This is a genomic window from Janthinobacterium sp. GW821-FHT03C08 (assembly GCF_059420905.1).
Window position 1 is genome coordinate 110,139 of record NZ_JBWKUP010000003.1, and the last position, 25,346, is coordinate 135,484.

The 25,346-nt window shown below is 63.9% G+C and carries 25 protein-coding genes; 17 read left to right on the plus strand and 8 right to left on the minus strand.

What is annotated here, in order from left to right:
* Positions 1-3 precede the first annotated feature (3 nt).
* Genes AC07VL_RS04960 through AC07VL_RS04980 form a run of 5 tightly spaced genes read left to right on the plus strand, consistent with a single transcriptional unit; the run spans position 4 to position 4,740 of the window.
* Positions 4-843, plus strand: coding sequence for an ABC transporter permease (locus tag AC07VL_RS04960; protein ID WP_494804848.1), 840 nt, complete (start codon positions 4-6; stop codon positions 841-843).
* Positions 840-1,619: an ABC transporter permease gene (locus AC07VL_RS04965; protein ID WP_494804849.1), complete on the plus strand. Its 780-nt coding sequence runs from the start codon at positions 840-842 to the stop codon at positions 1,617-1,619. The genes AC07VL_RS04960 and AC07VL_RS04965 overlap by 4 nt, the downstream gene beginning before the upstream one ends.
* A gap of 13 nt (positions 1,620-1,632) precedes the next feature.
* The gene (locus AC07VL_RS04970) at positions 1,633-2,664 is read left to right on the plus strand and encodes an ABC transporter ATP-binding protein (RefSeq protein WP_494804850.1); all 1,032 of its coding nucleotides are present in this window, start codon (positions 1,633-1,635) and stop codon (positions 2,662-2,664) included.
* Between the two features lie 20 nt (positions 2,665-2,684).
* The gene (locus tag AC07VL_RS04975) at positions 2,685-3,629 is read left to right on the plus strand and encodes a nucleoside hydrolase (protein ID WP_494804851.1); all 945 of its coding nucleotides are present in this window, start codon (positions 2,685-2,687) and stop codon (positions 3,627-3,629) included.
* 34 nt (positions 3,630-3,663) lie between these two features.
* Positions 3,664-4,740: an adenosine deaminase family protein gene (locus tag AC07VL_RS04980; protein ID WP_494804852.1), complete on the plus strand. Its 1,077-nt coding sequence runs from the start codon at positions 3,664-3,666 to the stop codon at positions 4,738-4,740.
* On the opposite strand, the gene AC07VL_RS04985 is transcribed toward AC07VL_RS04980, so the two are convergent.
* The gene (locus AC07VL_RS04985) at positions 4,737-6,119 is read right to left on the minus strand and encodes a short-chain fatty acyl-CoA regulator family protein (RefSeq protein ID WP_494804853.1); all 1,383 of its coding nucleotides are present in this window, start codon (positions 6,117-6,119) and stop codon (positions 4,737-4,739) included. The two genes, AC07VL_RS04980 and AC07VL_RS04985, sit on opposite strands and share 4 nt — an antisense overlap.
* A 157-nt stretch (positions 6,120-6,276) precedes the next feature.
* On the opposite strand from AC07VL_RS04985, the gene AC07VL_RS04990 reads away from it, so the two are divergent.
* Genes AC07VL_RS04990 through mmsB form a run of 5 tightly spaced genes read left to right on the plus strand, consistent with a single transcriptional unit; the run spans position 6,277 to position 11,786 of the window.
* Positions 6,277-7,785, plus strand: a complete 1,509-nt coding sequence (locus AC07VL_RS04990; RefSeq protein ID WP_494804854.1) for a CoA-acylating methylmalonate-semialdehyde dehydrogenase — start codon at positions 6,277-6,279, stop codon at positions 7,783-7,785.
* A 9-nt stretch (positions 7,786-7,794) separates the two neighbouring features.
* Positions 7,795-8,955: an acyl-CoA dehydrogenase family protein gene (locus tag AC07VL_RS04995; RefSeq protein WP_494804855.1), complete on the plus strand. Its 1,161-nt coding sequence runs from the start codon at positions 7,795-7,797 to the stop codon at positions 8,953-8,955.
* Positions 8,952-9,737 carry an enoyl-CoA hydratase gene (locus tag AC07VL_RS05000; RefSeq protein ID WP_494804856.1) on the plus strand — a complete coding sequence of 262 codons (786 nt, stop codon included), beginning with the start codon at positions 8,952-8,954 and terminating at the stop codon, positions 9,735-9,737. The genes AC07VL_RS04995 and AC07VL_RS05000 overlap by 4 nt, the downstream gene beginning before the upstream one ends.
* Positions 9,730-10,863 (plus strand): enoyl-CoA hydratase/isomerase family protein, encoded by a 1,134-nt coding sequence (locus tag AC07VL_RS05005; RefSeq protein ID WP_300754451.1) that lies wholly within the window; start codon positions 9,730-9,732, stop codon positions 10,861-10,863. The genes AC07VL_RS05000 and AC07VL_RS05005 overlap by 8 nt, the downstream gene beginning before the upstream one ends.
* A 20-nt stretch (positions 10,864-10,883) precedes the next feature.
* Entirely contained in the window at positions 10,884-11,786 is a 903-nt protein-coding gene (gene mmsB / locus AC07VL_RS05010; protein WP_494804857.1) for a 3-hydroxyisobutyrate dehydrogenase, read from the plus strand.
* A 186-nt stretch (positions 11,787-11,972) separates the two neighbouring features.
* On the opposite strand, the gene AC07VL_RS05015 is transcribed toward mmsB, so the two are convergent.
* Positions 11,973-12,554, minus strand: coding sequence for a hypothetical protein (locus AC07VL_RS05015; protein WP_494804858.1), 582 nt, complete (start codon positions 12,552-12,554; stop codon positions 11,973-11,975).
* A gap of 36 nt (positions 12,555-12,590) precedes the next feature.
* Positions 12,591-13,190: a hypothetical protein gene (locus AC07VL_RS05020; protein ID WP_494804859.1), complete on the minus strand. Its 600-nt coding sequence runs from the start codon at positions 13,188-13,190 to the stop codon at positions 12,591-12,593.
* A gap of 246 nt (positions 13,191-13,436) precedes the next feature.
* Here AC07VL_RS05020 and AC07VL_RS05025 point away from each other — a divergent pair, with 246 nt between their 5' ends.
* Together AC07VL_RS05025 and hrcA are read left to right on the plus strand one after the other, a co-directional pair.
* Positions 13,437-14,162 (plus strand): HAD family hydrolase, encoded by a 726-nt coding sequence (locus AC07VL_RS05025; RefSeq protein WP_494804860.1) that lies wholly within the window; start codon positions 13,437-13,439, stop codon positions 14,160-14,162.
* A 116-nt stretch (positions 14,163-14,278) separates the two neighbouring features.
* Complete coding sequence (gene hrcA / locus AC07VL_RS05030) at positions 14,279-15,289, plus strand: heat-inducible transcriptional repressor HrcA (protein WP_494804861.1); 1,011 nt, start codon at positions 14,279-14,281, stop codon at positions 15,287-15,289.
* A 42-nt stretch (positions 15,290-15,331) separates the two neighbouring features.
* Here hrcA and fur read toward each other — a convergent pair whose 3' ends face one another.
* A complete protein-coding gene (gene fur, locus AC07VL_RS05035) occupies positions 15,332-15,763 on the minus strand; it encodes a ferric iron uptake transcriptional regulator (RefSeq protein WP_071075246.1) in 432 nt (143 codons plus the stop codon).
* 195 nt (positions 15,764-15,958) lie between these two features.
* Between fur and AC07VL_RS05040 the strand changes: the two genes are divergently transcribed.
* From AC07VL_RS05040 to AC07VL_RS05050, 3 genes are read left to right on the plus strand one after another with little or no spacing between them, the layout of a single operon-like run.
* Complete coding sequence (locus tag AC07VL_RS05040; protein WP_494804862.1) at positions 15,959-16,588, plus strand: outer membrane protein assembly factor BamE; 630 nt, start codon at positions 15,959-15,961, stop codon at positions 16,586-16,588.
* 19 nt (positions 16,589-16,607) lie between these two features.
* Entirely contained in the window at positions 16,608-17,417 is an 810-nt protein-coding gene (gene dapB / locus AC07VL_RS05045; protein WP_494804863.1) for a 4-hydroxy-tetrahydrodipicolinate reductase, read from the plus strand.
* Positions 17,418-17,425: 8 nt separating this feature from the next.
* Complete coding sequence (locus tag AC07VL_RS05050) at positions 17,426-17,752, plus strand: barstar family protein (protein WP_494804864.1); 327 nt, start codon at positions 17,426-17,428, stop codon at positions 17,750-17,752.
* A 53-nt stretch (positions 17,753-17,805) separates the two neighbouring features.
* Here the strand turns inward: AC07VL_RS05050 and AC07VL_RS05055 are convergent, their stop codons facing one another.
* Both AC07VL_RS05055 and AC07VL_RS05060 read right to left on the minus strand, forming a co-directional pair.
* Complete coding sequence (locus AC07VL_RS05055; RefSeq protein WP_494804865.1) at positions 17,806-19,056, minus strand: CaiB/BaiF CoA transferase family protein; 1,251 nt, start codon at positions 19,054-19,056, stop codon at positions 17,806-17,808.
* An 8-nt stretch (positions 19,057-19,064) separates the two neighbouring features.
* Positions 19,065-20,243, minus strand: a complete 1,179-nt coding sequence (locus tag AC07VL_RS05060) for an acyl-CoA dehydrogenase (protein ID WP_290599917.1) — start codon at positions 20,241-20,243, stop codon at positions 19,065-19,067.
* Between the two features lie 161 nt (positions 20,244-20,404).
* Between AC07VL_RS05060 and AC07VL_RS05065 the strand changes: the two genes are divergently transcribed.
* Positions 20,405-21,304: a LysR substrate-binding domain-containing protein gene (locus tag AC07VL_RS05065; RefSeq protein ID WP_494804866.1), complete on the plus strand. Its 900-nt coding sequence runs from the start codon at positions 20,405-20,407 to the stop codon at positions 21,302-21,304.
* A gap of 6 nt (positions 21,305-21,310) precedes the next feature.
* Here AC07VL_RS05065 and AC07VL_RS05070 read toward each other — a convergent pair whose 3' ends face one another.
* Both AC07VL_RS05070 and AC07VL_RS05075 read right to left on the minus strand, forming a co-directional pair.
* A complete protein-coding gene (locus AC07VL_RS05070; protein WP_494804867.1) occupies positions 21,311-21,676 on the minus strand; it encodes a VOC family protein in 366 nt (121 codons plus the stop codon).
* Between the two features lie 91 nt (positions 21,677-21,767).
* Positions 21,768-22,532, minus strand: coding sequence for a DUF6597 domain-containing transcriptional factor (locus AC07VL_RS05075; RefSeq protein ID WP_494804868.1), 765 nt, complete (start codon positions 22,530-22,532; stop codon positions 21,768-21,770).
* Positions 22,533-22,705: 173 nt separating this feature from the next.
* Between AC07VL_RS05075 and leuS the strand changes: the two genes are divergently transcribed.
* On the plus strand, positions 22,706-25,345 hold the full coding sequence (leuS, locus tag AC07VL_RS05080; protein ID WP_494804869.1) for a leucine--tRNA ligase: 2,640 nt from the start codon (positions 22,706-22,708) through the stop codon (positions 25,343-25,345).
* Position 25,346: the final 1 nt, after the last annotated feature.

Below are 25,346 nucleotides of genomic sequence, written 5' to 3' on the forward strand. Positions count from 1 at the left end.
ACCATGTTTGCTGATCCAAAAAAGCGCCTGGGACTGTTGCTGGTCCTGCCCGCGCTGATCTTTATCGTCGTCTGCTTCCTGCTGCCCGTGCTGGCGCTGCTGGTCGACGCCTTCCGCGTCGGCGACGGCATGCAGTGGGGCCTGGACCGCTTCGTTGAATTTTTCTCGCAGGAATTCAACCGCACCATCTTCTGGCGCACCCTGCGCATCGCCGCGCTGGTGACGCTCGCCTCCATCCTTCTCGGCTACCCGGCCGCGCAGGCCGTGGCGCGCGTGTCGCCGAAGTGGCGCGGGCTGGTGGTGGGCATGATGATCCTGCCGCTGATGGTCTCGCCGATTGCGCGCACCTACGCGTGGATCGTCTTGCTGGGCCGCAACGGCGCCGTCAACGCAGCGCTCGTCAACATGGGCTTTACGGAAGAGCCGCTGCGCCTGCTGTTCAGCGAATTTGCCGTCTTTGTCGGCCTGCTGCAGCTGCTGCTGCCCTTGATGCTGATGTCGCTGGCGGGCGCGCTGGAAAACCTGCCGCGCGACGTGGAACCGGCCGCCGCCACCCTGGGCGCCAATCCATGGCAAGTCTTTTGCAAGGTCACCCTGCCGCTGACGCAGGAAGGCCTGGTCGTCGGCGGCACGCTGGTCTTCACGGGCTGCGTGACGGCCTACGTGACGCCGGCCCTCCTGGGCGGCACCAAGGTGCTGATGCTGGAAACCCTGCTGTACCAGAAGGTCAGCGTGGAGAGCGACTTTGGCGCCGCGAATGTGATCGCCGTCATCCTCGTCTGCATGACCCTGCTGGTGAATGCCGGCCTTAAACGTATTTCCTCGAGCCGGAGTTCCGTATGAAAGAAAGTGTCTTCTCGCGCGCCGTCCTGTGGCTCGTGTTCCTGTTTCTGCTGGGGCCTTTCGCCATCGTCGTGCTGGCGGGCTTTTCCGGCGGCGAAACCTTGGCCTTCCCGCCCGAATCGTACTCGCTGCGCTGGATCATCGAAGTGTGGTCGGCGCCCGAGTTCCGCCGCGCCTTCCAGACCAGCCTGGAGATCGGCCTGATCGCCACCGTCATCGCCCTTCTGCTGGGCATACCCGTCGCGTATGCGTTCTCGCGCATGCCGCCGCCCGGCATCGGCGCCATCCGGCAGATCCTGACGTCGCCGCTGATCATTCCCGCCATCCTCGTGGGCCTGGGCTTGCTGCACCACCTGGTGCTGACGATCAATGCGCCCGTCTACGTGGGCCTGCTGATCGGCCATATCGCGCTCCTGATTCCATACTCGGTGCGCGTCGTGTACGCCAGCCTGGTGAATTTGCGCGTGGATATCGAGGACGCCGCCATCACCCTGGGCGCCTCGCGTTTGCGCGCCTTCTTCATGATCGTGCTGCCGAATATCCGCAACGCCGTGATCGCCGCCTTCTTCCTCGCCTTCGTCACCTCGTTCAACCAGGTGCCCGTGTCGCTGTTCCTGACGGGCCCCGGCATCAGCACCTTGCCGATCGAGATGCTGGGCCATATGGAAAACAGCTTCGACCCGTCGATCGCTGCCCTGTCGACCTTGCTGGTCTTGTTCACCATGGCCTTCGTGATGGTGACCGAGAAGGTGCTGGGCATTTCTAAATACATGTAAGAGGCAACACACCATGAGTTATCTGGAACTGCACAAGCTGAACCTCGGCTACGCCAAGAACACGACGTCCGTGAAGGACCTGGACCTGCACGTCGAGCAGGGCGAACTGATCTCGCTGCTGGGCCCCAGCGGCTGCGGCAAGACCACGACCATGCGCGCCATCGCCGGCCTGATGCCGATGCAATCGGGCCGCATCGTGCTTGACGGCCGCGAAATCGGCAAGCTGGCGCCGAACAAGCGCAATATCGGCATGGTCTTCCAGTCGTATGCGCTGTTCCCTCACCTAAATGTATACGACAACATCGCTTTCGGCTTGCGCTTGCGCAAGGTGGCGCCAGCCCTGCTGAAAACCAAGGTGGAAGCCGTGATCGCCGCCGTGGGACTAACGGGTTTTGAGACGCGCCTGCCGGCGCAGATGTCCGGCGGCCAGCAGCAGCGCGTGGCGCTGGCGCGCGCCATCGTCGTCGAACCGGCACTGCTGCTGCTCGACGAACCGCTGTCGAACCTGGACGCCAAGCTGCGCGTGCAGATGCGCGCCGAACTGCGCCGCATCCAGCGCGAACTGGGCATCACCATGCTGTACGTGACGCATGACCAGGAAGAAGCGCTGGCCCTGTCCGACCGCATCGTCGTCATGAACGGCGGGCGCATCGAGCAGCTGGCCGCGCCGGAAGCCGTCTTCAATACGCCGTCGACGCGCTTCGTCGCCAACTTCATGGGTTTTGAAAACCTGTTCGACTACCGCGACGGCGCGCTGCACCATGCGGGCGCCAGCCTGCCGTACACGGCGCCGGTGAATGCCGGCACGACGGTGCTGGGCTGGCGCCCGGACAAGGTGCGCGTCTGCGCCGCCGACGATGTCGCCGCCCAGTATCCGGGCACCGTGCTGGCGCGTGGCTTCCTGGGCGACACCGTCGAATACCTGCTGCAAACCCCGCTGGGCCAGGTCAAGGGCATCTGCGCGGCCGGCGGCGCCACCTGGCGCGAAGGCACGGCCGTCTCGTTCGTCCTGCCATCCGACAGCGCCCTGTGTTTGGCTGCCTGATGTATTAACCGGAGACCATCATGGATACCCCCTTGAAAAAGATCTGGCTCGATACCGACCCCGGCTTCGACGACTGGCTGACGATGTTGCTGCTGGGCAGCAATCCCGGCATCGAGTGGCTGGGCGTGAGCGTGGTGGCGGGCAATGCGCCCGTCGCCATCACCTACGACAACGCCTTGCGCATCAAGGCCCATGACGGCTTGACGGTACCGATCTACCGCGGCTGCGAAGAACCGCTGGCCGGCGTGATCGAGACGGCGCAGCGCATTCTCGGCGACAGCGGCATGCCGACCACGGGCGACATCCTGCCGCCCGGTGCCGCCACGGATGCTCCCGGCCACGCCGTCGACGCGCTGATCGCCACCGTGCGCAAGTATCCCGGCCAGATCACCATCATGGCGATTGCGCCGATGACCAACCTGGCCACGGCCTTGACGCGCGCCCCCGATATCGCCGAAAAAATCGTCGAAATCGTCCTCATGGGCGGCTCGACCGACCAGGGCAACCATACGGCGGCGGCCGAATTCAATATCTATGCGGACCCGGAAGCGGCCGCCCAGGTGTTCAAATCCGGCATCCCGCTGCGCATGTTCGGCCTGAACCTGTGCCGCCAGCTGCTGGTGACGAATGCGCAAGTGCAGCAGCTGCGCGCCATCGGCACGCCGCGCGCGCAGCGTCTGGCCGGCTACCTGGAAGCGTATGTGCGCATCCGCAGTGACGACGGCTCCGTGCCCATGCCCATGTACGACCCCGTGGTAGCGCTGTATCTGGAAGCGCCGCAGCTGTTCCAGTTCCAGCCGGCTCACGTGGCCATCGAATTGACGGGCGAACTGACGCGCGGCATGACGGTGTGCGAGTTCCGCGTGCCGCGCCGCGCACCCATCAACGCGCAGGTGGCAATGCTGGCCGATGGCCCCGCCGCCATCGACCTGCTGATGCGCCGCCTGACGGCCATCCTGATGTGATTTTGAGTCTTTATCCACTAGCGAAGCGAGCTTCATGAGTAACCCTGCCGACACCCTGCCTGCCCTGAGCATCGAACAGTTTTTACGCGCCATGCCGAAAGTGGAGCTGCATTGCCACCTGTTCGGCACGGTGCGACAGGCCACTTTCCGCGCGCTGGCCGCCAAGACGGGCAATGTCGTCACCCCCGAGGAAATCGACGCCTTCTATACGCGCGGCGACAAGCCCGTGGGCGTGCTGCGCGTGCTGCGCGCGCTCGACGCGCACCTGATCGTCTCGCCCACGGACCTGTATTGCCTGGCCTACGAATACCTGGAAGACGCGCATGGCCACGGCGTGCGCTACGCGGAGTTCTTCTGGAACCCCACCGGCACGGTGCGCGTGTCGGGTCTGCGCTATGACGCAGCGCAAGACGCCATCGTGGCCGCCATCCGCGACGCGCAGCGCGATTTCGGCGTCATCGGCCGCCTGATCCCCAGCATCGACCGCGAAGCGGCACCCGCCGAAGCCGTGCAGATGGTGGAATGGATGAAGGCACACCGCGCGCCGGAAGTGATCGGCATCGGCATCGATTACCGCGAAAACGACCGCCCGCCGGAACTCTTCATCGAAGCCTACCGCGCCGCGCGCGAGGCCGGCTTCAAGTGCACGGCCCACGCGGGCGAATTCGGCATGCCGTGGATGAACGTGGCGACGGCCATCGAGCAGCTGCAGGTGGACCGGGTCGACCATGGCTACACGATCGTCGATAACCCTGAGCTGGCGCAGCGCTGCGTGGAGCGGGGCCTGGTGTTTACCGTCGTGCCGACCAATTCGTATTATCTGCGCACCCTGGCGCCCGAGCGCTGGGCCCTCGACCACCCGATCCGCGCCATGGCCAAGCTGGGCCTGAAACTGCATCCGAACACGGACGACCCGACCTTGCACCACGTGACGCCGACGGGCGCCTGGATGATGATGCGCGAATTCGGCTTCGGCCTGGACGACATGCGCGGCTTCATGTTGAATGGCCTGGACGCGGCCTGGATAGACGAGTCCACGCGGCGCGACTGGCGCGCGGAATTTGCGCGCGAGTTCGATGCGCTGCGCGCCCGCGTCGTCGACGAGTCTTAAGCCGACGCGGGCGGCGGCAGCAGCAGCGAGGGAAACGCCCGCTGCGGGCAGCTCTGGCGCTCGCACACCTTGCAGCCCGTGCCGATGGGTGTGGCGCTGCTGGGATCGTGCAAATCGAGTCCCTTCGAATAGATCAGCCGGTGCGCCTGCGAGATGTCGCAGCCCAGCGCCACGGCAAAGGTCTTGCCGGGCGCCCTGAAACCGGGGGACGCCGTGCTGACCTGGCGCGCGATCCACAGATAGGTGCAGCCGTCGGGCATGCTGGCCACTTGCGTCAGCACCTGGCCCGGATGGCTGAAGGCGTCGTAGACGATCCACAGCGGACAGGTGCCGCCCACCCGTGAAAAGTGAAAATCCGTGGCCGACTGGCGCTTCGAGACATTGCCGGCCCGGTCGACGCGCACGAAGAAAAACGGCAAGCCCGCCGCATCGGGGCGCTGCATGGTGCTCAAACGGTGGCATACGGCTTCAAAACCCACGCCGAACTGGTGCGCCAGGCGCTCGATATCGTAGGCGCGGCTTTCCGCCGCCTGCAAAAAGCGCTGGTACGGCATCAAGAGGGCGCCGGCGAAATAATTGGAAAACGCCAGGCGCGCGCCCGTCTGCGCGGCCGCGCCCGAGAAGCCCGCCGCCAGCACGAGCGCGTCGATCAGCGAGCTGTGCTCGAGCAGGCTGATTTGCGCCGCCATCTGGAAGGCGCGCTGCCCGCCCGTCAGGGTATCGGGCAGAAACAGGATATGTTGTTGCGCATCAAAGCGGTGCTTGCGCACCATGCCCGCGTCGCCATCGGACAGTTGCACCCGGATGCCATGGCGCTCCACCAAGCGCCCCTGCAGCGCATCGAGCGTGCGCAAGGAGGGATCGAGTTCGCCTGCCACCCGTTCCGCCGCCCGGTCCAGCTCATCGATGTAATTTTGCCGCCGGTTCAGGTATTCGCGCACTTCCTCGTCCGTGGACGGGGCCGCCGAGCTGGCGCCGCGGCTGCCGTCGTCGAGGCGCGCGGCCAGGGTATCGGCCCGTTCCGCCATCACCCGGTAGCGCCGCTGCAAGAGCAAAATCGAGCGCGCCAGTTCCGGCATGTTTTCCACCAGCATTTTCAATTCTGCCATCGAGGTGGGCGGCGCGTCGGGCAGTTCGCCGAAGACGTCGCGCACATCGGCCACCAGGCTGGCGCTGTCGTGCTCGGAAAAGATTTGCGGGTCGACGCCCAGCACCGTGCCGATGCGCAGCAGGATCGGCACCGTCAGGGGGCGCTGGTTGCGCTCCATCTGGTTCAGGTAGCTGGGCGAGATGCCCAGGGACTTGGCCAGCGCCACCTGCGTCATGCGCCGTTCCTCGCGCAGGCGCTGCAGGCGCACGCCCATGAAAACCTTTGCCATCGCGTTTACTCTCCCCGTTTTGTGGAATCTGCAAATTTACAATCTTTGCAGATTAACAGATTCGTCTTTGCATTATCTCGCATTTTCACGCCTTGTTTGCGGCCCGTATTGTGCGAATAATGCAAACAGACCTATACCCCCAACGAGGAGACACCGAGTGACCACGCAAACTGCCATCCCTACCGTTCCACTGCTGATCAATGGCGAGTGGGTTGAATCCCGCACCACCGTCTGGCGCGACGTCGTCAACCCCGCCACGCAGGAAGTCCTGGCCAAGGTACCGTTCGCCACGCCCGAGGAAGTCAACGCGGCCATCGCCTCGGCCCAGCGCGCCTTCAAGACCTGGCGCAAGACGCCGATCGGTGCCCGCGCGCGCATTTTCTTGAAGCTCCAGCAACTGATTCGTGAAAACATGGCGGACCTGGCCGCCACCCTGACGATGGAACAGGGCAAGACCCTGCTCGACGCGGAAGGCGACGTCTTCCGCGGCCTGGAAGTGGTCGAGCACGCGGCCAACATCGGCACCCTGCAGATGGGCGAGTTTGCGCAAAACGTGGCCGGCGGCGTCGATACCTACAGCGTGCTGCAGCCGCTGGGCGTGTGCGCGGGCATCACCCCGTTCAACTTCCCCGCCATGATCCCCCTGTGGATGTTCCCCATGGCGATTGCCTGCGGCAACACCTTCGTGCTGAAACCGTCGGAGCAAGACCCGCTGGTGACGGAAAAACTCGTGCGCCTGGCCTTGCAAGCGGGCATTCCGGCCGGCGTGCTGAACGTCATCCACGGCGGCGAGGACGTCGTCAACGCCCTGTGCGACCACCCGGACATCAAGGCGATCTCGTTTGTCGGCTCCAGCAAGGTGGGCACGCATGTGTACCAGCGCGCCAGCCTGAACGGCAAGCGCGCGCAGTGCATGATGGGCGCCAAGAACCACGCCGTCGTCTTGCCTGACGCCAACAAGGAACAGACCCTGAACCAGTTGCTGGGCGCGGGCTTCGGCGCGGCCGGCCAGCGCTGCATGGCGGCCTCCGTCGCCGTGCTGGTGGGCGAGGCGCGCGAGTGGCTGCCGGAACTGGCGGCCAAGGCGCAAACCTTGACGGTGGGCGCGGGCAAGGATAACCCGGACCTGGGCCCCGTGATTTCCTGCGCGGCGAAAGAGCGCGTGCACAGCCTCGTCGCCAGGGGCATCGAGCAGGGCGCCGTGCTGACCCTCGACGGCCGCGACGTGAAGGTCGATGGCTATCCGAACGGCAACTTCGTGGGACCGACGATTCTCTCCGGCGTGAAACCCGGCATGGTCGTGTATGACCAGGAAATCTTTGGCCCCGTCCTGATCGTCGTCGAAGTCGATACGCTCGATGAAGCGATTGCCTTGGTGAACGCGAATCCGAACGGTAACGGCACGGCCCTGTTCACGCAAAGCGGCGCGGCCGCCCGTTACTTCCAGGAAGAAATCGACGTGGGCCAGGTGGGCATCAACGTGCCCATTCCCGTACCCGTGCCCCTGTTCAGCTTTACGGGTTCGCGCGGCTCCAAGCTGGGCGATTTGGGGCCGTTCGGCAAGCAGGTCGTGCTGTTCTACACGCAGACGCAGACGATTACCCAGCGCTGGTTCACGGATGCGGCCTCGGTGGGCAAGGTCAATACCACCATCAGCCTCAAATAAGGAGCTGCCATGGACTTTGAACTGAGCGACGAACAGCGCGAGTTCCAGCAGGCGGCGCGCGCGTTTGCCGAAGGCGAGTTGGCACCGTACGCGGCGCACTGGGATGCGGAATCGATTTTCCCGGTGGAAACCATCGCCAAGGCGGGCGAGATGGGCTTTTGCGGCCTGTACACGCCGCAGCGCTGGGGCGGCCTGGGCCTGTCGCGCCAGGATGCGGCCATCGTCTTCGAGGAACTGGCCGGCGGCTGCACCTCGACCACGGCCTACATCACCATCCACAACATGGCCACCTGGATGCTGTCGCGCTGGGGGCAGGAAGCCCTGTGCGACGCATGGGTGCCGGCCCTGGCCGCCGGCCAGAAGCTGGCCAGCTATTGCCTGACGGAACCGCAGTCGGGCTCCGATGCAGCCTCGCTGCGCACCAAGGCCGTCAAGGATGGCGACTTTTATGTGCTGGACGGTACGAAAGCATTCATCTCGGGCGCGGGCCAGACGGACATGCTGATCGTCATGGCGAGGACCGGCGGCGAGGGCGCGGCCGGCATTTCCGCCTTTGCCGTGCCGGCGAATTTGCCGGGCATCGTGTACGGCAAGAAGGAAGAGAAGATGGGCTGGAACAGCCAGCCCACGCGCATCATCAGCTTCGACCAGGTGAAAGTGCCTGTCGGTAATTTGCTGGGTGCGGAAGGCGAAGGCTTTGCCATCGCCATGAAGGGCATCGATGGCGGACGCATCAACATCGCCGTGTGCTCGGTGGGCACGGCGCAGGCGGCCCTGACGCGGGCGCAAACGTACATGAAGGAGCGCACGCAGTTCGGCCGCGAGCTGGCCCAGTTCCAGGCTTTGCAATTCAAGCTGGCCGACATGCTGACGGAACTGGTGGCGGCGCGCCAGATGGTACGCCTGGCGGCCTGGAAACTGGACCAGGAAAGCCCGGACGCGACGGCATATTGCGCCATGGCAAAACGTTTCGCCACGGATGTGGGGTTTAATGTGGCCAACGATGCGCTGCAGCTGCATGGCGGCTATGGCTACATCCGCGAGTACCCGCTCGAGCGCCACGTGCGCGACACGCGGGTACACCAGATCCTGGAAGGGACGAATGAAATCATGCGCCTGATCGTCGCGCGAGCGATTCTGAAAGATGGCGCCACGGAGACCTTACGATGACTAAAGTGTATACGAATCTGCTGCTGGAACGCCGTGGCCATACGGCCCTGGTGACCCTCGACAACCCGCCCGCCCACACGTGGACCCAGGCCAGCCTGCGCGCCCTGAAAGAGCTGGTGACCGACCTGAATGCGGACGCCGACGTGTACGCGCTGGTGATCACGGGCGGCGGCGCCAAGTTCTTCTCGGCCGGCGCCGACCTGAACGTGTTTGCCGACGGCAACAAGGACACGGCGTTCGCCATGGCCGCCGCCTTTGGCGAAGCCTTCGAGGCCCTGTCCGCGTTTCGCGGCGTCAGCATCGCCGCCATCAATGGCTATGCCATGGGCGGCGGCCTGGAATGCGCGTTGGCCTGCGATATCCGCATCGCCGAGGAACACGCGCAGATGGCCTTGCCGGAAGCGTCCGTCGGCTTGCTGCCGTGCGCGGGCGGCACGCAGCATCTGCCGTGGCTGGTGGGCGAAGGCTGGGCCAAGCGCATGATCCTGTGCGGCGAGAGAGTCGATGCGGCCAAGGCCCTGGCCATCGGCCTCGTCGAGGAAGTCGTGCCGACCGGCAAGGCCGCCGCCACGGCGCTGGCGCTGGCCGCCAAGGTGGCCCGTCAAAGCCCCAGCAGCGTGACGGCGTGCAAGACCCTGATCCAGGGCGCGCGCAGCCGTCCCCTGGTCGCCTCCCTGCCCGACGAACGCACCCTGTTCCTCGGCCTGTTCGAGACGCAAGACCAGAAAGAGGGCGTGCAGGCGTTCCTGGAAAAACGTCCGGCGGAGTGGAAGAATGGCTGAGACCGTTAATGTTGTTGAAACTGTGAAGATCGAGGAACGTGACTGTCCCGGCGGCATGAAGCTGGGCGTCATCACGCTCGACGCGCCGAAATCGCTGCACGCGCTGACCCTGGAGATGATACGCGCCATCGATGGCGCCCTCGTGCGCTGGGCCGGTGATGCGCAGATTGCCTGCGTGGTGCTGCAATCGTCGACGGACAAGGCCTTCTGTGCGGGCGGCGACGTGCGCAGCCTGCGTGGGGCAGTGGCTGAACAGCCTGGCATTGTGCCGAATCCGCAGGCGCTGGCCTTCTTTGCCGAGGAATACCGGCTCGACCACCGCATCCATACGTATGCGAAACCGCTGCTGGTATGGGGCGGCGGCATCGTCATGGGCGGCGGCCTGGGCCTGATGGCGGGCGCCAGCCACCGTGTGGTGACGGAAAGCACGCGCATCGCCATGCCGGAAATCACCATCGGCCTGTTCCCCGACGTGGGCGGCAGCTGGTTCCTGGGCCGCATGCCGGGGCGCAGCGGCCTGTTCCTGGGCTTGACGGGCGCGCCGCTGAACGCGGCCGACGCCCTGTTTACAGGCCTGGGCGATTATTTCCTGCGCCAGGAAGAGCGCGCCATGGTGCTCGACGCGCTGGCGCTGGCGCAATGGCAAGCGAGCCCGCAGGCGAACCACCAGCAGCTGGGGCGCTTGCTGCGCGGCTTTTCGGCACCGGCGTCCCTGCTGCCCGTGTCCGAAGTGCGCGCCAACTTCGACGCCATTGCCGCGCTGACGCAAGCGCCCACCTTGCCCGAAGTGGTGGCCGCCATTGCCGCCTATGACGGCGATGTGGCCTGGCTGCAAAAGGCGGCCCACTCGCTGGACAAGGGCGCGCCCAGCTCGGCAGCCCTCGTGTGGGCCATGCGCGAACGCACGCGTCACATGAGTCTGGCGCAAGTGTTCCAGCTGGAACTGATTGTCGCCGTGCAATGCTGCGCCCATGGGGACTTCAGCGAAGGCGTGCGCGCCTTGCTGATCGACAAGGACAACGCGCCGCGCTGGCAGCCTGCCAGCCTGGCCGACGTCAGCGCAGCGTATCTGGACGGCTATTTCAAGGCGCCATGGAGCACGCATCCCTTGGCGGATCTGCATTAACAGAAGAAGAGGAGACATTTATGCAACATATTGCTTTTATCGGCCTGGGCAACATGGGCGCACCGATGGCCCGCAACCTGGTGGCCGCCGGCTTCCACGTATCCGTATTCGACCTGGCGCCGGCGACCGTGGCCTCGCTGGTCGAGGCGGGCGCCACGGCGGCCGCATCCGCCAGCGCCGCCGTGCAGACGGCGGACGCCGTCATCACCATGCTGCCAGCCAACAAGCACGTGCAGGAACTGTACCTGGCGGCGGGCGGCGTGCTGGACTCGGCCAAGCCGGGCGCCCTGTTCATCGATTGCAGCACCATTGCCGCCGACGTGGCGCGCCAGGTGGCGCAGGCGGCGAGCGAGCGGGGCTTTGCCATGATCGATGCGCCCGTTTCGGGCGGCACGGCGGGTGCGGCGGCCGGCACCCTGACCTTCATCGTCGGCGGCAGCGCAGCGGCCTTGCAGCAGGCGCGGCCCCTGCTGGAAAAGATGGGCAAGAACATCTTCCATGCGGGCGAGGCGGGGGCGGGCCAGGTGGCGAAGATTTGCAACAACATGCTGCTAGGCATTTTGATGGCCGGCACGGCCGAGGCGCTGAACCTGGGCGTGGCGCATGGCCTGGACCCGAAAGTCTTGTCCGACATCATGGCCAAGAGTTCGGGCCGCAACTGGACCCTGGAAGTGTACAACCCGTGGCCCGGCGTCATGGACGGCACGCCCGCGTCGCGCAACTACACCGGCGGCTTCGGCACGGCGCTGATGCTGAAGGACCTGGGCCTGGCGCAGCAGTCGGCCTTGTCGGCGAACGCCCCCACGCCCCTGGGCGGGCTGGTGCGCCAGCTGTACCAGATGCATGCGCAAGCGGGCTATGCGCAGCAGGATTTCTCCAGCATCGTGCAGATGCTGCAGCCGGGCTTGAACAAGCCTGCCTGAGGAATTTTGGGCAAAAAAAAGCCCGCTGGTAAAAGCGGGCTAAATCCAATTCTTGGAAGAGTTGGAGGAGACAGATGCATTATGCTGCATCGCCACATATAACTCCAATTTATCTTTGGAATATCAACTATAGATTTCCATGATATCTCTCCCTGGCAGCCGCGGCGCGGCTGCCATTCGTGCAGCTTAGCCTGGATTGCAGGCGATCTGTACCGTGGTGACGTTGGCGCCGCCCATGGTGCCCGTGCCGGTGCCAGGCTGCACGACGCACTTCAGGCCCGTTGGCTGGGTGAAGACGCTGATGCCGTAGGTGGCGCCATCGGCGACGGAGCCGCCCATGACAAAGGTCGTGGCATCCTTGGCCACCGTGGTTTGTGTGTTGCCGTTAATTAATACCAAGCCATCCGCCGTCAAGCCGCTGATCGAGCCGCCGAGGGTGTACACGTTTTGCGAGCAGGTCACCAGCGCCTGGATGCTCACATAGTGGCCCGCCGTACCGGTGCCGCCACTGACGCCGCAGCTCATGTGGGCAGGATTTTGCGTGACGGTGATGTCGTAGCTGGTGCCGTAATCGATGCGCTTGGCAAACGTGAAACTGGTGGCGCCGGCGCCGGGCGAGACGGTGTCGCCGCCATTGGTCAGGACCAGGCCATTATTGTTCAAGCCAGTGATGGTGCCGCTGACATCGTATGTGGCCTTGCCGCCGCAAGCAGCCAGCCCCAGGGTCAGCAGCAGCGCGGCGAATGGGCGCAGGAAGGATAACTTCATGTATTTCTCCAAAAAAATAGTGACGGAGCGCAGGGCTTAAGGCGCCGTGCAGTCGAGTGTGGCAGCCGTCGTGGCGGCGGAACCCATCGTGCCAACCGTATCGTGGCCGTCGGCGCTGGTGGAACCCTGGAAGCGGCACGTCAGGCCGGTTGGCTGGGTCCGTATGGAAATATTGTAGGGCGCGCCGTCGGCGATCGCCGGGAAGGTATAGGTGGTGCTGCCTTTCAAGGGGCTGGTGCCGTTGCTGCCAATTACCAAGGTCAGGCCGTCGGCGCTCAGGCCCGTGACCGTGCCGCTCAGGGCATAGGTGTTGGTCTGGCAGGTGACCGAGGCCGTGGTCACGGAGTAGCTCGATGCCTTGCCGCTGCCATTGGCGATGGTGCAGACGGCGCCTTTCGGCTGCTGCGCGATGGTGATGTCGTAGCGGTCGTCGGTACTGACCAGTTTGGTGAAGTAAAACGACGATGCGCCCGAGGTGACCGGCAACTCTTCCGAACCGTTTTTAAGAATCAGGCCGTCTTTTGCCAGGCCGTATACCTGGCCGCCCAGGTACAGATTGCCGCCGCTGCCACCGCAAGCTGCCAGTGTGACGGCGCAAGCCGCCGCCAGCATCGAGCGCAGGTACAAGTTTTTCATACATTCTCCAAAACGAATTAGGTAGGGTAGCGCAACGCGGACGCTGGCGCCGCATTGGAATGGCGCCTATTTTAGTCTATCTGGCAAGCGGATTGATCTTGCCTTGTATCTCCCTGTAACAATTTTTCGCCCAGAGGCGCCGGCCTGGCCCCATTTGCCCGGGGCATCGCCATGCCGGCGGCGGCGATCGGTGCGACAATAGAGGCACGCTGCGCACCGTGGCGCGCCATCTTTTTTGTGAATGCCATGCCCCTAGCCCCTGTCCCGCCTGCCGTGCCGCCGAAGGCCATCCTGTTCGACCTCGACGATACCCTGTGGCCCATCGCGCCCGTGATCGCCGCCGCCGAAACCCTGTTGCACGACTGGCTGGCCGCGCACGCGCCCAAAGTGGCCCAGCAGTTCTCCATCGAAGTGCTGCGCCAGCACCGTTTGGCCATGCTCAATGCGCAGCCGCATTTTCATGGCAACCTGATCGAACTGCGCCGCGCCGGCCTGCTGAGCGCTTTCGAAGCGGCGGGAGAGGACCCCGCCCTCGTCGATGGCGCCATCCGGCAATTCCTGGCCGCGCGCAACCGCGTCCAGCCGTTCGACGACGTCCTGCCTGGCCTGGCCTGGATGCGGCAGCGCATGCTGGTCGGCTCCATCTCGAACGGCAATGCGGATCTTGAAATTATCGGCCTGGCGCAGCATTTCAAGGTATCGATCGCGGCCAGCGATTTTGGCGTGGCCAAGCCCGATGCCAGCATCTTCCTGGCCGGCTGTGCCGCGCTGGGCGTGGCGCCGCACGAGGCTGTGTACGTGGGCGACGACCTGTATTTCGACGTGACGGGGGCGCAGGGGGCGGGCATGCGGGCCGTGTGGATGAACCGCAAGGGCAGCGATGCGCATCTGGCGGCCGGCGTGCGGCCCGACGCCATCTGCGCCAACTTTGACGAATTGCTGCTGTGGCTACGCCAGCAACTGGAAGATTGATCGCCGCCCGGCCGACGAACGTGCATAATAGGCGCTGTTGCTGCGCGTTCGGCCGCTTTCTTGGCCGCTTGCCTAAAAGAACACTTGCTTAAAGAATACTTGCTTAACTAATCATCATGCAACTCGATACACGTGCCCAAACCCTGCTGAAAGCCCTGGTCGAGCGATATATCGCCGACGGCCTGCCGGTCGGTTCGCGCGCCTTGTCGAAGATTTCCGGCCTCGACCTGTCGCCGGCCACCATCCGCAACATCATGGCCGACCTGGAAGAGCTCGGCTATGTGGCCAGCCCGCATACCTCGGCCGGACGCATCCCCACGCCGCGCGGCTACCGTATCTTTGTCGACACCTTGCTGACCGTCAAGCACCTGGACGAGCACCTGGTGGAATCGCCCCTGCGCCTGCAGACGCCGCAACGCACCATCGCCAATGCGGCGCAGATGCTGTCCTCGCTGTCGCAGTTTGCCGGGGTCGTGCTCAGTCCGCGCCGCGAATCCGTGTTCCAGCAGATCGAATTCCTGCGCCTGTCGGAAAAACGCATCCTGCTCGTCATCGTCGCCCCGGGCGGCGACGTGCAGAACCGTTTATTGCTGACGGAGGCCGACTACACGCCGGCGCAGCTGGTGCAGTCGGCCAACTACATCAACCAGAATTATGGCGGCCTGTCGTTCGATGCCGTGCGCGTGCGCCTGCAGGGCGAACTGCGCCAGTTGCGCGACGACATGGGCAGCCTGATGCAGGCTGCCGTGGAAGCGGGCAGCGAAGCGATGGCCGACCACAGCGACGACATGGTCATTTCCGGTGAGCGCAACCTGCTCAGCGTGAGCGACCTGTCATCGAACATGAGTTCGCTGCGCCAGATGTTCGACATGTTCGAGCAAAAGACGGGCCTGATGCAGCTGCTTGACGTGTCGAGCAAGGCGACGGGCGTGCAGATTTTCATCGGCGGCGAATCGAACCTCGTGCCGATGGATGAAATGAGCGTGGTGACGGCGCCGTATGAAGTCAACGGCAAGATCGTGGGAACGTTGGGAGTGATCGGGCCGACCCGCATGGCATACGAGCGGGTCATCCCGATTGTCGATATCACGGCGAAATTACTGTCGAACGCGCTGAGCCATCATTGATCGCCCTGCCGGCCTTTCCCTTGCGGATGCGGCCGGCACAGATCAGGCTGTTTTATGCGGGCAGGCCGTCTTGATGCAATTGCCGTAGATGGCCAGGGCGTGTTCGGCGATCTTGAAACCGCGTTCTTCCGCCACTTTTTGCTGGCGGATTTCGATGTCTTCGTCGAAGAATTCTTCGACCCGGCCACAATCGAGGCACACCAGATGGTCGTGGTGGGAACCTTCGTTGAGCTCGAAAATCGCCTTGCCGGTTTCAAAATGGTTGCGGTTAAGCAAGCCGGCTTGTTCGAATTGCGTCAGGACACGGTAGACAGTTGCCAAGCCGACATCCATATTGTCGGCCAGCAGAATCTTGTAGACGTCTTCCGCTGTCAGGTGGCGTACCGGGCTACTCTGGAAGATATCGAGTATCTTCAGCCGTGGCAGGGTCGCTTTCAGGCCGCTTGCCTTGAGATCACTAGGATTGTTACTCATGTTTGTTGCTCGTATGTGGGTCAGGTGCTTTATCATATAGCGTTTTAGCGGGGAGTGCCAAAATATGCATTTTTTGGCTGGCCGGTCACTCCTGGCGTTTTGTTCATCAAATTGAGGTCATTTATGCGCGTAACACCGGCTGTATTGCCATCTCTCTGGCACCGTCTTTCCTTTCGAGCCCCAGTCGTGGCAGGCATGGTCTGTGTTGCGCTGCTGGCGTCCGGCTGTGCCAGCCGCGGCATCCTCGGCGAAAAGCCGGCGGTGACGCTGAAGGAAGGCAAGGAAGTCGTCCCGGAACAGGGCGCGCAAACGACCACCGTCACGCCACTGCAGAAATTCATGTGGTTTTTCTCGCCCTACCGTCCTGACATTCAGCAAGGCAACTTTATCTCCGAAGAGATGCTGGCCCAGCTGAAAGTCGGCATGACGCGCGACCAGGTGCGCTTCATCCTCGGCACGTCGCTGCTGACCGATATCTTCCATGCCGACCGCTGGGATTATCCTTTCCGCCTGGCGCGGGGCAATGGCGAAACCACCAGCAGCCGCGTGATCGTGTTCTTTGACAAGGAGGGCAAGGTCGCCCGTTTCGAAGGCGGCAACTTGCCGACAGAGAAAGAATACATCGACCGCATCGCCGGCCCGTCGCCGTTCGCCAAGGTGGCCAAGGCCGATGTGCCAGCCGCTGCCGTGCCGTCGCCCGTGGCGCCCAGCGCCGTGCCGGTCCCGGCCGATGCCGCGCCCGCCATTCCTGTGAGCAAGCCTGAGGTGACCCCTGCGCCTGCCGCCGAAGCTGCACCGGCGCCCGCTGTCGAACCCACCAAATAAGTAGCTGTAAGAGAAAATAATGACTGAACTGAAAATTGCCATCGCTGGCGCCAGCGGCCGCATGGGCCATATCCTGATCGAAGCGGTCAGCAATGCGCCGGACGCCATCCTGGCAGGCGCCCTCGACCGCGCCGGTTCGCCGACGATCGGGCAGGATGCCGCTGCCTTCCTGGGCAAGCCGGCAGGCGTGCTGACGCAGTCCGACCTGGCCAAGGGCCTGGCGAACGCCGATTTCCTGATCGACTTCACGCGCCCCGAAGGCACCCTGGAGCACCTGGCGTATTGCGCCGAACACGGCATCAAGATGATCATCGGCACCACCGGTTTCGATGACGCGGGCAAGGCGGCCATTGCCGCCGCCGCCGAAAAGACGGCCATCATGTTCGCGCCGAACATGAGCGTGGGCGTGAATGTCACCATGAAACTGCTGGAACTGGCCGCAAAAAGCCTGTCCGAAGGCTACGACATCGAAATCATCGAAGCGCACCACCGCTACAAGGTCGATGCGCCATCGGGCACGGCCCTGCAGATGGGGGAAGTGGTGGCCGGCGCCCTGGGCCGCGACCTGAAGGAATGCGCCGTGTATGGCCGCGAAGGCGTGACGGGCGAACGCGATCCGTCGACCATCGGCTTTGCCACCATCCGTGGCGGCGATATCGTGGGCGACCATACGGTGCTGTTTGCCGGCATCGGCGAGCGCATCGAGATCAGCCACAAGTCGAGCAGCCGCGTCACCTACGCCCACGGCGCCCTGCGCGCCGCGCGTTTCCTGGCTGACAAGCCGACGGGCCTGTTCGACATGCAGGACGTGCTGTCGCTGAAGAACTGAGGAACGATATGGCCACTGCCATCCTGAATGGAAAAGAGATTACCGACGCAGCCAGCTTTCACGCGCAGTGCGTGCAAGCCTTCGGTTTTCCCGAGTTTTACGGCAACAGCATGGATGCCTGGGTCGATTGCCTCAGCTACCTGCGCGACGATGAAAACATGACGCAATTCCGTTTGAAGCCGAACGAAGTGCTGGACATCGTCGTGCAGGATGCGGAAAGCATGAAGGCGCAAGCGCCGGATGTGCTGGAAGAAATGACGTTCTGTATCGCCGGCATCAATGAGCGCTATGAGGATTATGGCGAAAAGCCGGCGCTGAAATTGACGCTGAAGTAACGCTGAAAACATAAAAAACGCCGGACAGTCTTGCCACTGCCCGGCGTTTTTCTTTAGACGACCTTGCGTTCGCGCAAACCATCGATCTGGCCGCCATCGAGGCCCAGCCATTGCTGCAACACCTCGTCCGTATGCTGTCCCAGCAAGGGCGGCGGCAGGCGGTATTGCACCGGCGAGCCGGACAGGCGCACGGGATTGGCCACCAGCGCCACCGTGCCTGCCGTCGGATGCGGCATCTCCACTTTCAAGCCGCGCGCCACCACTTGTGGGTCGGCAAAGACCTGGTCGATGCGGTTGACGGGGCCGCACGGCACGGCTTGCGCCTCGAAGGCGCTGATCCATTCGGCCGTCGTGCGCATGACCGTGGTCTGGCGCATCAGGGGGATCAGGGTCGCGCGGTGCGCCACGCGCTGCGGATTGGTGGCGAAACGTTCATCCTGCGCCCATTCCGGATGGCCGGCGACGGCGCAGAAGCGCGAAAACTGCCCGTCGTTGCCGATCGCCAGGATCATGTCGCCATCGGCCGTGGGAAAGTCTTGATATGGAACAATGTTCGGATGCGCATTGCCCATGCGCTGGGGCACTTTTCCCCCGCACAGATAGTTGGCGGCCTGGTTGCCCAGCGCCGCCACCTGCACGTCGAGCAGGGCCAGGTCGATATGCTGGCCCAGGCCAGAGCGTTCGCGTTCTGCCAGCGCCGCCTGCACGGCGATGGTGGCATACAGGCCCGTCATGATGTCCGTTTGCGCCACGCCCACTTTTTGCGGCCCGGCGCCCGGCTGGCCGTCGGGCACGCCCGTGATGCTCATCAGGCCGCCCATGCCCTGGATCAGGAAGTCGTAGCCGGCGCGCGCCGCGTACGGCCCGTCCTGGCCAAAGCCGGTAATCGAGCAATACACGAGGCGCGGGTTAAGCGCCAGCAAGCTGGCCGCATCGAGGCCGTATTGCTTCAAACCATCGAGCTTGAAATTTTCCAGCAGCACGTCCGATTCGGCGGCCAGCTGGCGCACCAGGGCTTGCCCTTCAGGCGCGGCCAGGTCGATGCACAGGGAGCGCTTGTTGCGGTTGGCGCACTGGAAATAGGCGGCCTCGGCCGTATCGCGGCCGTCTTCATCCTTCAAGTAGGGCGGGCCCCACGAGCGCGTGTCGTCGCCGCGTCCCGGTTGTTCAACCTTGACGACGTCGGCGCCCAGGTCGGCCAGCATTTGCCCGGCCCACGGGCCGGCCAGCACGCGCGACAGGTCCAGCACGCGCAAGCCGGTCAGCGGCGCGGGCCGCAGGGTGGAAGCGAGGGTGGAAGCCAAGGCGTCCATTAGTTGAAGGCGGCGATGCCGGTGATGGCGCGGCCGATGATCAGCGCGTGCACATCGTGCGTGCCTTCATAGGTGTTGACCACTTCCAGGTTGACCAGGTGGCGGATCACGCCGAACTCGTCGGAAATGCCGTTACCACCCATCATGTCGCGCGCCATGCGGGCGATGTCCAGCGCCTTGCCGCAGCTGTTGCGCTTCATAATGGAGGTGATTTCCACGGCGGGCGAGCCTTCATCCTTCATGCGGCCCAGGCGCAAACAGCCTTGCAAGCCCATGGTGATTTCCGTCAGCATGTCGGCCAGTTTCTTTTGCACCAATTGATTCGCGGCGAGAGGGCGGCCGAATTGCTGGCGGTCCATCGTGTACTGGCGGGCCTTCAGGTAGCAGTCTTCCGCCGCGCCCAGCGCGCCCCAGGCGATGCCGTAGCGGGCGCTGTTCAGGCAAGTAAATGGTCCCTTCAGGCCGCGCACGTCGGGGAAGGCATTTTCTTCCGGGCAAAACACTTCATCCATGACGATTTCGCCCGTGATGCTGGTGCGCAAGCCGACCTTGCCGTGGATTTCCGGCGCCGACAGGCCTTTCCAGCCTTTTTCCAGTACGAAGCCGCGGATCGCGCCTTCGTCATCCTTGGCCCAGACGACGAACACGTCGGCGATGGGGCTGTTGGTGATCCACATCTTGGCGCCGGACAGGCTGTAGCCGCCCGGCACCTTGCGCGCGCGCGTGACCATGCTGCCCGGGTCGGAGCCGTGGTTCGGTTCCGTCAGGCCGAAGCAGCCGATGTATTCGCCCGTCGCCAGTTTCGGCAAGTATTTCTGTTTGGTTTCTTCGTTGCCGAAGGCATTGATCGGCACCATCACCAGCGACGATTGCACGCTCATCATCGAGCGGTAGCCCGAATCGACGCGCTCGACTTCGCGCGCGGCCAGGCCGTAGCAGACGTAGTTCAGGCCGGCGCCGCCGTACTGTTCCGGAATGGTCGTGCCCAGCAAGCCCAGCTCTCCCATTTCGCGGAAGATGGCGGCGTCCGTGCGGCCATGGCGGAACGATTCGAGCACTCTAGGCACCAGGCTGCCCTGGCAATAGTCGCGGGCCGCTTCCAGCACGGCGCGTTCGTCGCCCGTCAGTTGTTCTTCCAGCAGCAGGGGGGAATTCCAGTCGAATGCAGTTTTGCTCATCACAGGCCTCGCAGGTGAGCGCCGGTGATCGGCGCAAGATTGAATATGGCTCATGGTAGATTCTTGCCGTACCTTGCGCAAACGATTTATTTGCACCCAGACATGCGTGCTGTGCATATCTTGCGGCATACTGGAGGTTTTCCCGATGCGCTGGCCCACCGATGTCCCGTAAAATTCCCATGCTGCAAGCCTTGAATTGCTTCGAGGCGGCCGCGCGCCACCAGAGCTACACGCATGCGGCGCGCGAACTGTCGCTGACGCAAAGCGCCGTCTCGCGCCAGATTTCATCGCTGGAAAGCTTTCTTGGCGTGCAACTGTTCCAGCGCACGCGCCACGGCGTGCTGCTGACCTCGGCCGGCACCGCGTATGCGCGCCAGATCGCCGCCCGCTTGGACGGCCTGGAGCGCGACACGCTCGACACCATGGCGCGCCAGGGCGGGGGCGGCGCCTTGCAGCTCGCCTCCGTGCCCACCTTTGCCACGCGCTGGCTGATGCCGCGCCTGGCCAGCTTTGCCAGCGAGCAGCCGGACGTCGTCGTGCACATCGATGCCTACACGAAACCGTTCATGTTTGCTGATACGGAATATGACGGCGCCCTGTATGCGGGCACGCCCGAGCAGCTGGCGCGCTGGCCCGGCACGCGGGCCACCTTGCTCATGCATGAAGAGATCGTGCCCGTCGCCAGCCCCCGCCTGCTGGCGGCGCGCAGCGATTGGCAGCCGGAGCATCTGCTGGAACTGACCTTGCTGCAGCAAAGCACGCGTCCCGGTGCATGGCGCCAGTGGTTTGACGCCATGCAGGTCGATGGCGAGTCAGCGCGCTACGGCGCCCGCTATGAACTGTTTTCCATGCTGGCCATGGCGGCCGTGCAGGGGCAGGGCGTGGTCTTGCTCCCCCGCATGCTGGTGGAGGCGGAGCTGGCGCGCGGCGAATTGCGCATCGTCTGCGAGCGCCCACTGCGCGGCCAGCGGGCGTATTACCTGATCACGCCCGAAGCGGCGCATGAAAAGACGGCCTTGCAGCAGTTCCGGCAGTGGCTGCAGGGCGAGGCCGCCGCTTAATGCAACTTAACGTACCTTGGCCGTGTCGAAATGGGGATTGTCGATGAAGCCGATCTGGTTGCCGAACGGGTCGAGCAATTCCACCGTGCGGATGCCGTCGCCCACGTCCGTGAGCGGGTGGTGCAGGGTGGCGCCCAGCGCGACGATGCGTTCGACTTCCTGCTCGATGCCGTCCACGCCCCAGTAGGTCACGCTGCCTTGCGTGCCCGGCTGGCCGTCCGGCAGCAGGCCCAGTTCGAAGCCGCCGATGGCAAAGCCGACATAGAACGGCTGGTCGAAATACGGTGCCGTGCCAAATACCTGGCTGTACCAGGCCTTGGCCTGGTCCAGGTCGGGGACGGGATAGGTGACGGTGCGCAAGCCCTTGATCATGTTCTGCTCCTGTTGGTTGAAATAGTCGGCGAAATACCTGGCGCCATCATGCCACCGGCGCGTGCCGCGCGATTGGAAAAATGGAAGGTGTTCATGCGCGCCGGCCCGCCAGCCAGGCGTCGGGCGAGCTATGGGCGAAATCCTGGAAGTCGTGGATCAGGTGCGACTGGTCGAAATAGCCGTATTGCAAGGCCACTTGCGCCCAGTCCGGCTGCTGCGGCAGGCTTTTCAAGCCAGCGCTGGCGGCCCGGAAACGGCAGATGCGGGCAAACAGTTTCGGGCTGATGCCGACTTGCCGCCGGAATTGCAGGGCCAGGTGCTGGCGCGACACGCCCAGCTGCCCGGCCAGGCCCTCGACGCGCAGCATGCCCTGCGCGCCTTCGATGGCGGCGATGGCGTGCTCGGCGATCCCGGCCGGGCGCAGCGGCGGCCCCTGGCGCAGGCGTAGCAGCAGATAATCTTGCAAGATGGAAATTCTTTGTGCATTGGACAAGGGCTCGCTCCACAGCGCCTCACCGAGGCGGGCCGCCAGCTCGCGCCCCCACAGCTGCTGCAGCTCCGCGCGGCCATCGTTGAGTTCGCACAGGGGCAGCTGGAAGAAGCGCGCCGCCGCGCCCGGCTTGAAGCGGGCCGCCACCGTCTGCACCAGGCCGTGGCTGACGACGGCAATCGGCGCCGTCATCATGCCCACGGCAAAGCTGGCGTCCTGCTGGTCCTGGCACAGGATGTCGATGCAATTGTCGGGCAAGACCTGATGGGTGAGGGGCGTGGTGCCCGTCTGCACGCGGCAGGTCCAGACGCAGTCCAGCCACGGCCGCAGGGCGGGGATGGGCAGATATTCCTGGTAGACAATCATGGCCGGCGTTGATGCAAAGAACAAGATTGTGACATATGACACAGCATAATTGGACGCCGGCAAAAATATGCCGGCCCGGGCCGCCAGCGTGCCGCGCTATCGGGCGGCGACAACCAGTATAATGCTCGGTTCATATTCACTTTTGGCCGGGCCACGCTGGTCGCACATCCATTATGCAAGATAAATATAGTCCCGCCGACGTCGAACAATCCGCCCAATCCCATTGGAAGGCGATCGACGCCTATAAAGCCGTCGAACACGACCCACGTTTCCCAAAAGGCAAGTATTTTGCCTGCTCGATGCTACCTTACCCTTCGGGCAAGCTGCACATGGGACACGTACGCAACTATACGATCAATGATGTGATGTACCGCTACCTGCGCATGAACGGTTACAACGTGCTCATGCCGATGGGCTGGGATGCGTTCGGCATGCCGGCGGAAAACGCGGCCATGGCCAACAACGTGCCGCCCGCGCAATGGACGTATTCGAACATCGCCCACATGAAGCAGCAGATGGAATCGATGGGCCTAGCCATCGACTGGTCGCGCGAAATGACCGCCTGCAAGCCTGAATACTACAAATGGAACCAGTGGATGTTCCTCAAGATGCTGGAAAAAGGCATCATCTACAAGAAGACCGGTACCGTGAACTGGGACCCGATCGACCAGACCGTGCTGGCCAACGAACAAGTCGTCGACGGCAAGGGCTGGCGTTCCGGCGCGCTGATCGAAAAGCGCGAAATCCCCATGTACTACGCGCGCATCACCGATTATGCGGAAGAATTGCTGGCGTATGTGGATGACAAGCTGCCGGGCTGGCCCGAGCGCGTGCGTACCATGCAGACCAACTGGATCGGCAAGTCGACGGGCGTGCGCTTCGCCTTCCCGCACCAGATCAAGGATGCCGAAGGCGCCCTGATCGGCGACGGCAAGCTGTACGTCTTCACCACGCGCCCGGACACCGTCATGGGCGTGACCTTCTGCGCCGTGGCCGCCGAGCACCCGCTGGCCATCCACGCCGCGCAAACCAATCCTGCGCTGGCCGCCTTCAACGCCGAATGCAAACTGGGTTCCGTCATCGAGGCGGACATGGCGACGATGGAGAAGAAGGGCATGCCGACCGGCCTGTTCGTCACCCATCCGCTGACGGGCGCGCAAGTGGAAGTGTGGGTCGGCAACTACGTCCTGATCACCTACGGCGATGGCGCCGTGATGGGCGTGCCGGCGCACGACGAGCGCGACTTCGGCTTTGCCAAGAAATACAATCTGCCGATCAAGCAAGTGATCGAAGTCAAGGGACAGGAATTTTCGACCGACGCCTGGCAGGAATCGTACGGCAGCAAGGATGGCGTGTGCATCGCCTCCGGCAAGTACGACGGCCTGCATTTCGCCTCCGCCGTCGATGCGGTGGCCGCCGACCTGGCCGAATTGGGCCTGGGCGAGAAGAAAACCACGTTCCGCCTGCGCGACTGGGGCATTTCGCGCCAGCGCTACTGGGGCACGCCGATTCCGATGATCCATTGCGCCGATTGCGGCGTGGTGCCGGTGCCGGAAAAAGACTTGCCGGTGGTGCTGCCGGAAGACTGCGTGCCAGACGGCACGGGCAACCCGCTGAACAAATATGAAGCCTTCCTGCAGTGCGACTGCCCGCAGTGCGGCAAGCCGGCGCGCCGCGAGACGGACACCATGGATACCTTCGTCGATTCGTCGTGGTACTACATGCGCTATACCTCGCCAGGCTCGAACGACGCCATGGTCGACGCGCGCAACGATTACTGGATGCCGATGGACCAGTACATCGGCGGCATCGAACACGCCGTCATGCACTTGCTGTACGCGCGCTTCTGGACCAAGATCATGCGCGACTTCGGCCTGGTCAAGTTCGACGAGCCATTCGTCAACCTGCTGACGCAGGGCATGGTGCTGAACGAAACCTACTTCCGCAAGGATGCAGCGGGCAAGACCACCTGGTTCAACCCGGACGACGTGCGCCTGTCCCTCGATGACAAGGGCCGTCCGCAGTCCGCCATCCTGGTGGCCGACGGCCAGCCGGTGGAAATCGGCGGCACGGAAAAAATGTCGAAGTCGAAGAACAACGGCATCGACCCGCAAGCGCAGATCGAACAGTATGGCGCCGACACGGCCCGCCTGTTCACCATGTTCGCCTCGCCGCCGGAACAGACCCTGGAATGGTCGGGCAGCGGCGTCGAAGGCGCGAACCGCTTCCTGCGCCGCGTATGGAACTTCGGCTACGCGCAGTCGGCAACGATCCAGGCCGCACTGGCTGGCGGCGCCGCTCCTGCCACGGGCGACGCGCAGAAAAACCTGCGCCGCGAATTGCACAAGCTGCTGCAGCAAGCCGATTACGACTTGAAGCGCATCCAGTACAACACCGTGGTGTCGGCCTGCATGAAGATGCTCAACACCCTGGAATCGGCCAAGCTGGATGACAGCGCGCAGTCGAAGGCCCTGATCGCCGAAGGATTCTCCATCTTCCTGCGCCTGCTCAACCCCGTCGCGCCGCACATCACCCACGTGCTGTGGCAAGAGCTGGGCTATGCCGGCGTGCACGGCGACTTGCTCAACGCGCCGTGGCCGCAGGTCGATCCGGCCGCGCTGGAACAGTCCGAGATCGAGATGATGATCCAGGTGAATGGCAAGCTGCGCGGCTCGATCACGGTGGCCAAGGATGCGGATAAGGCCAGCATCGAAGCGGCCGCGCTGGCGTGCGAGAGTGTGCAGAAGTACGTCGAGACCACGCCGAAGAAAATCATCGTCGTGCCAGGCAAGTTAATCAGCATCGTGGTGTAAT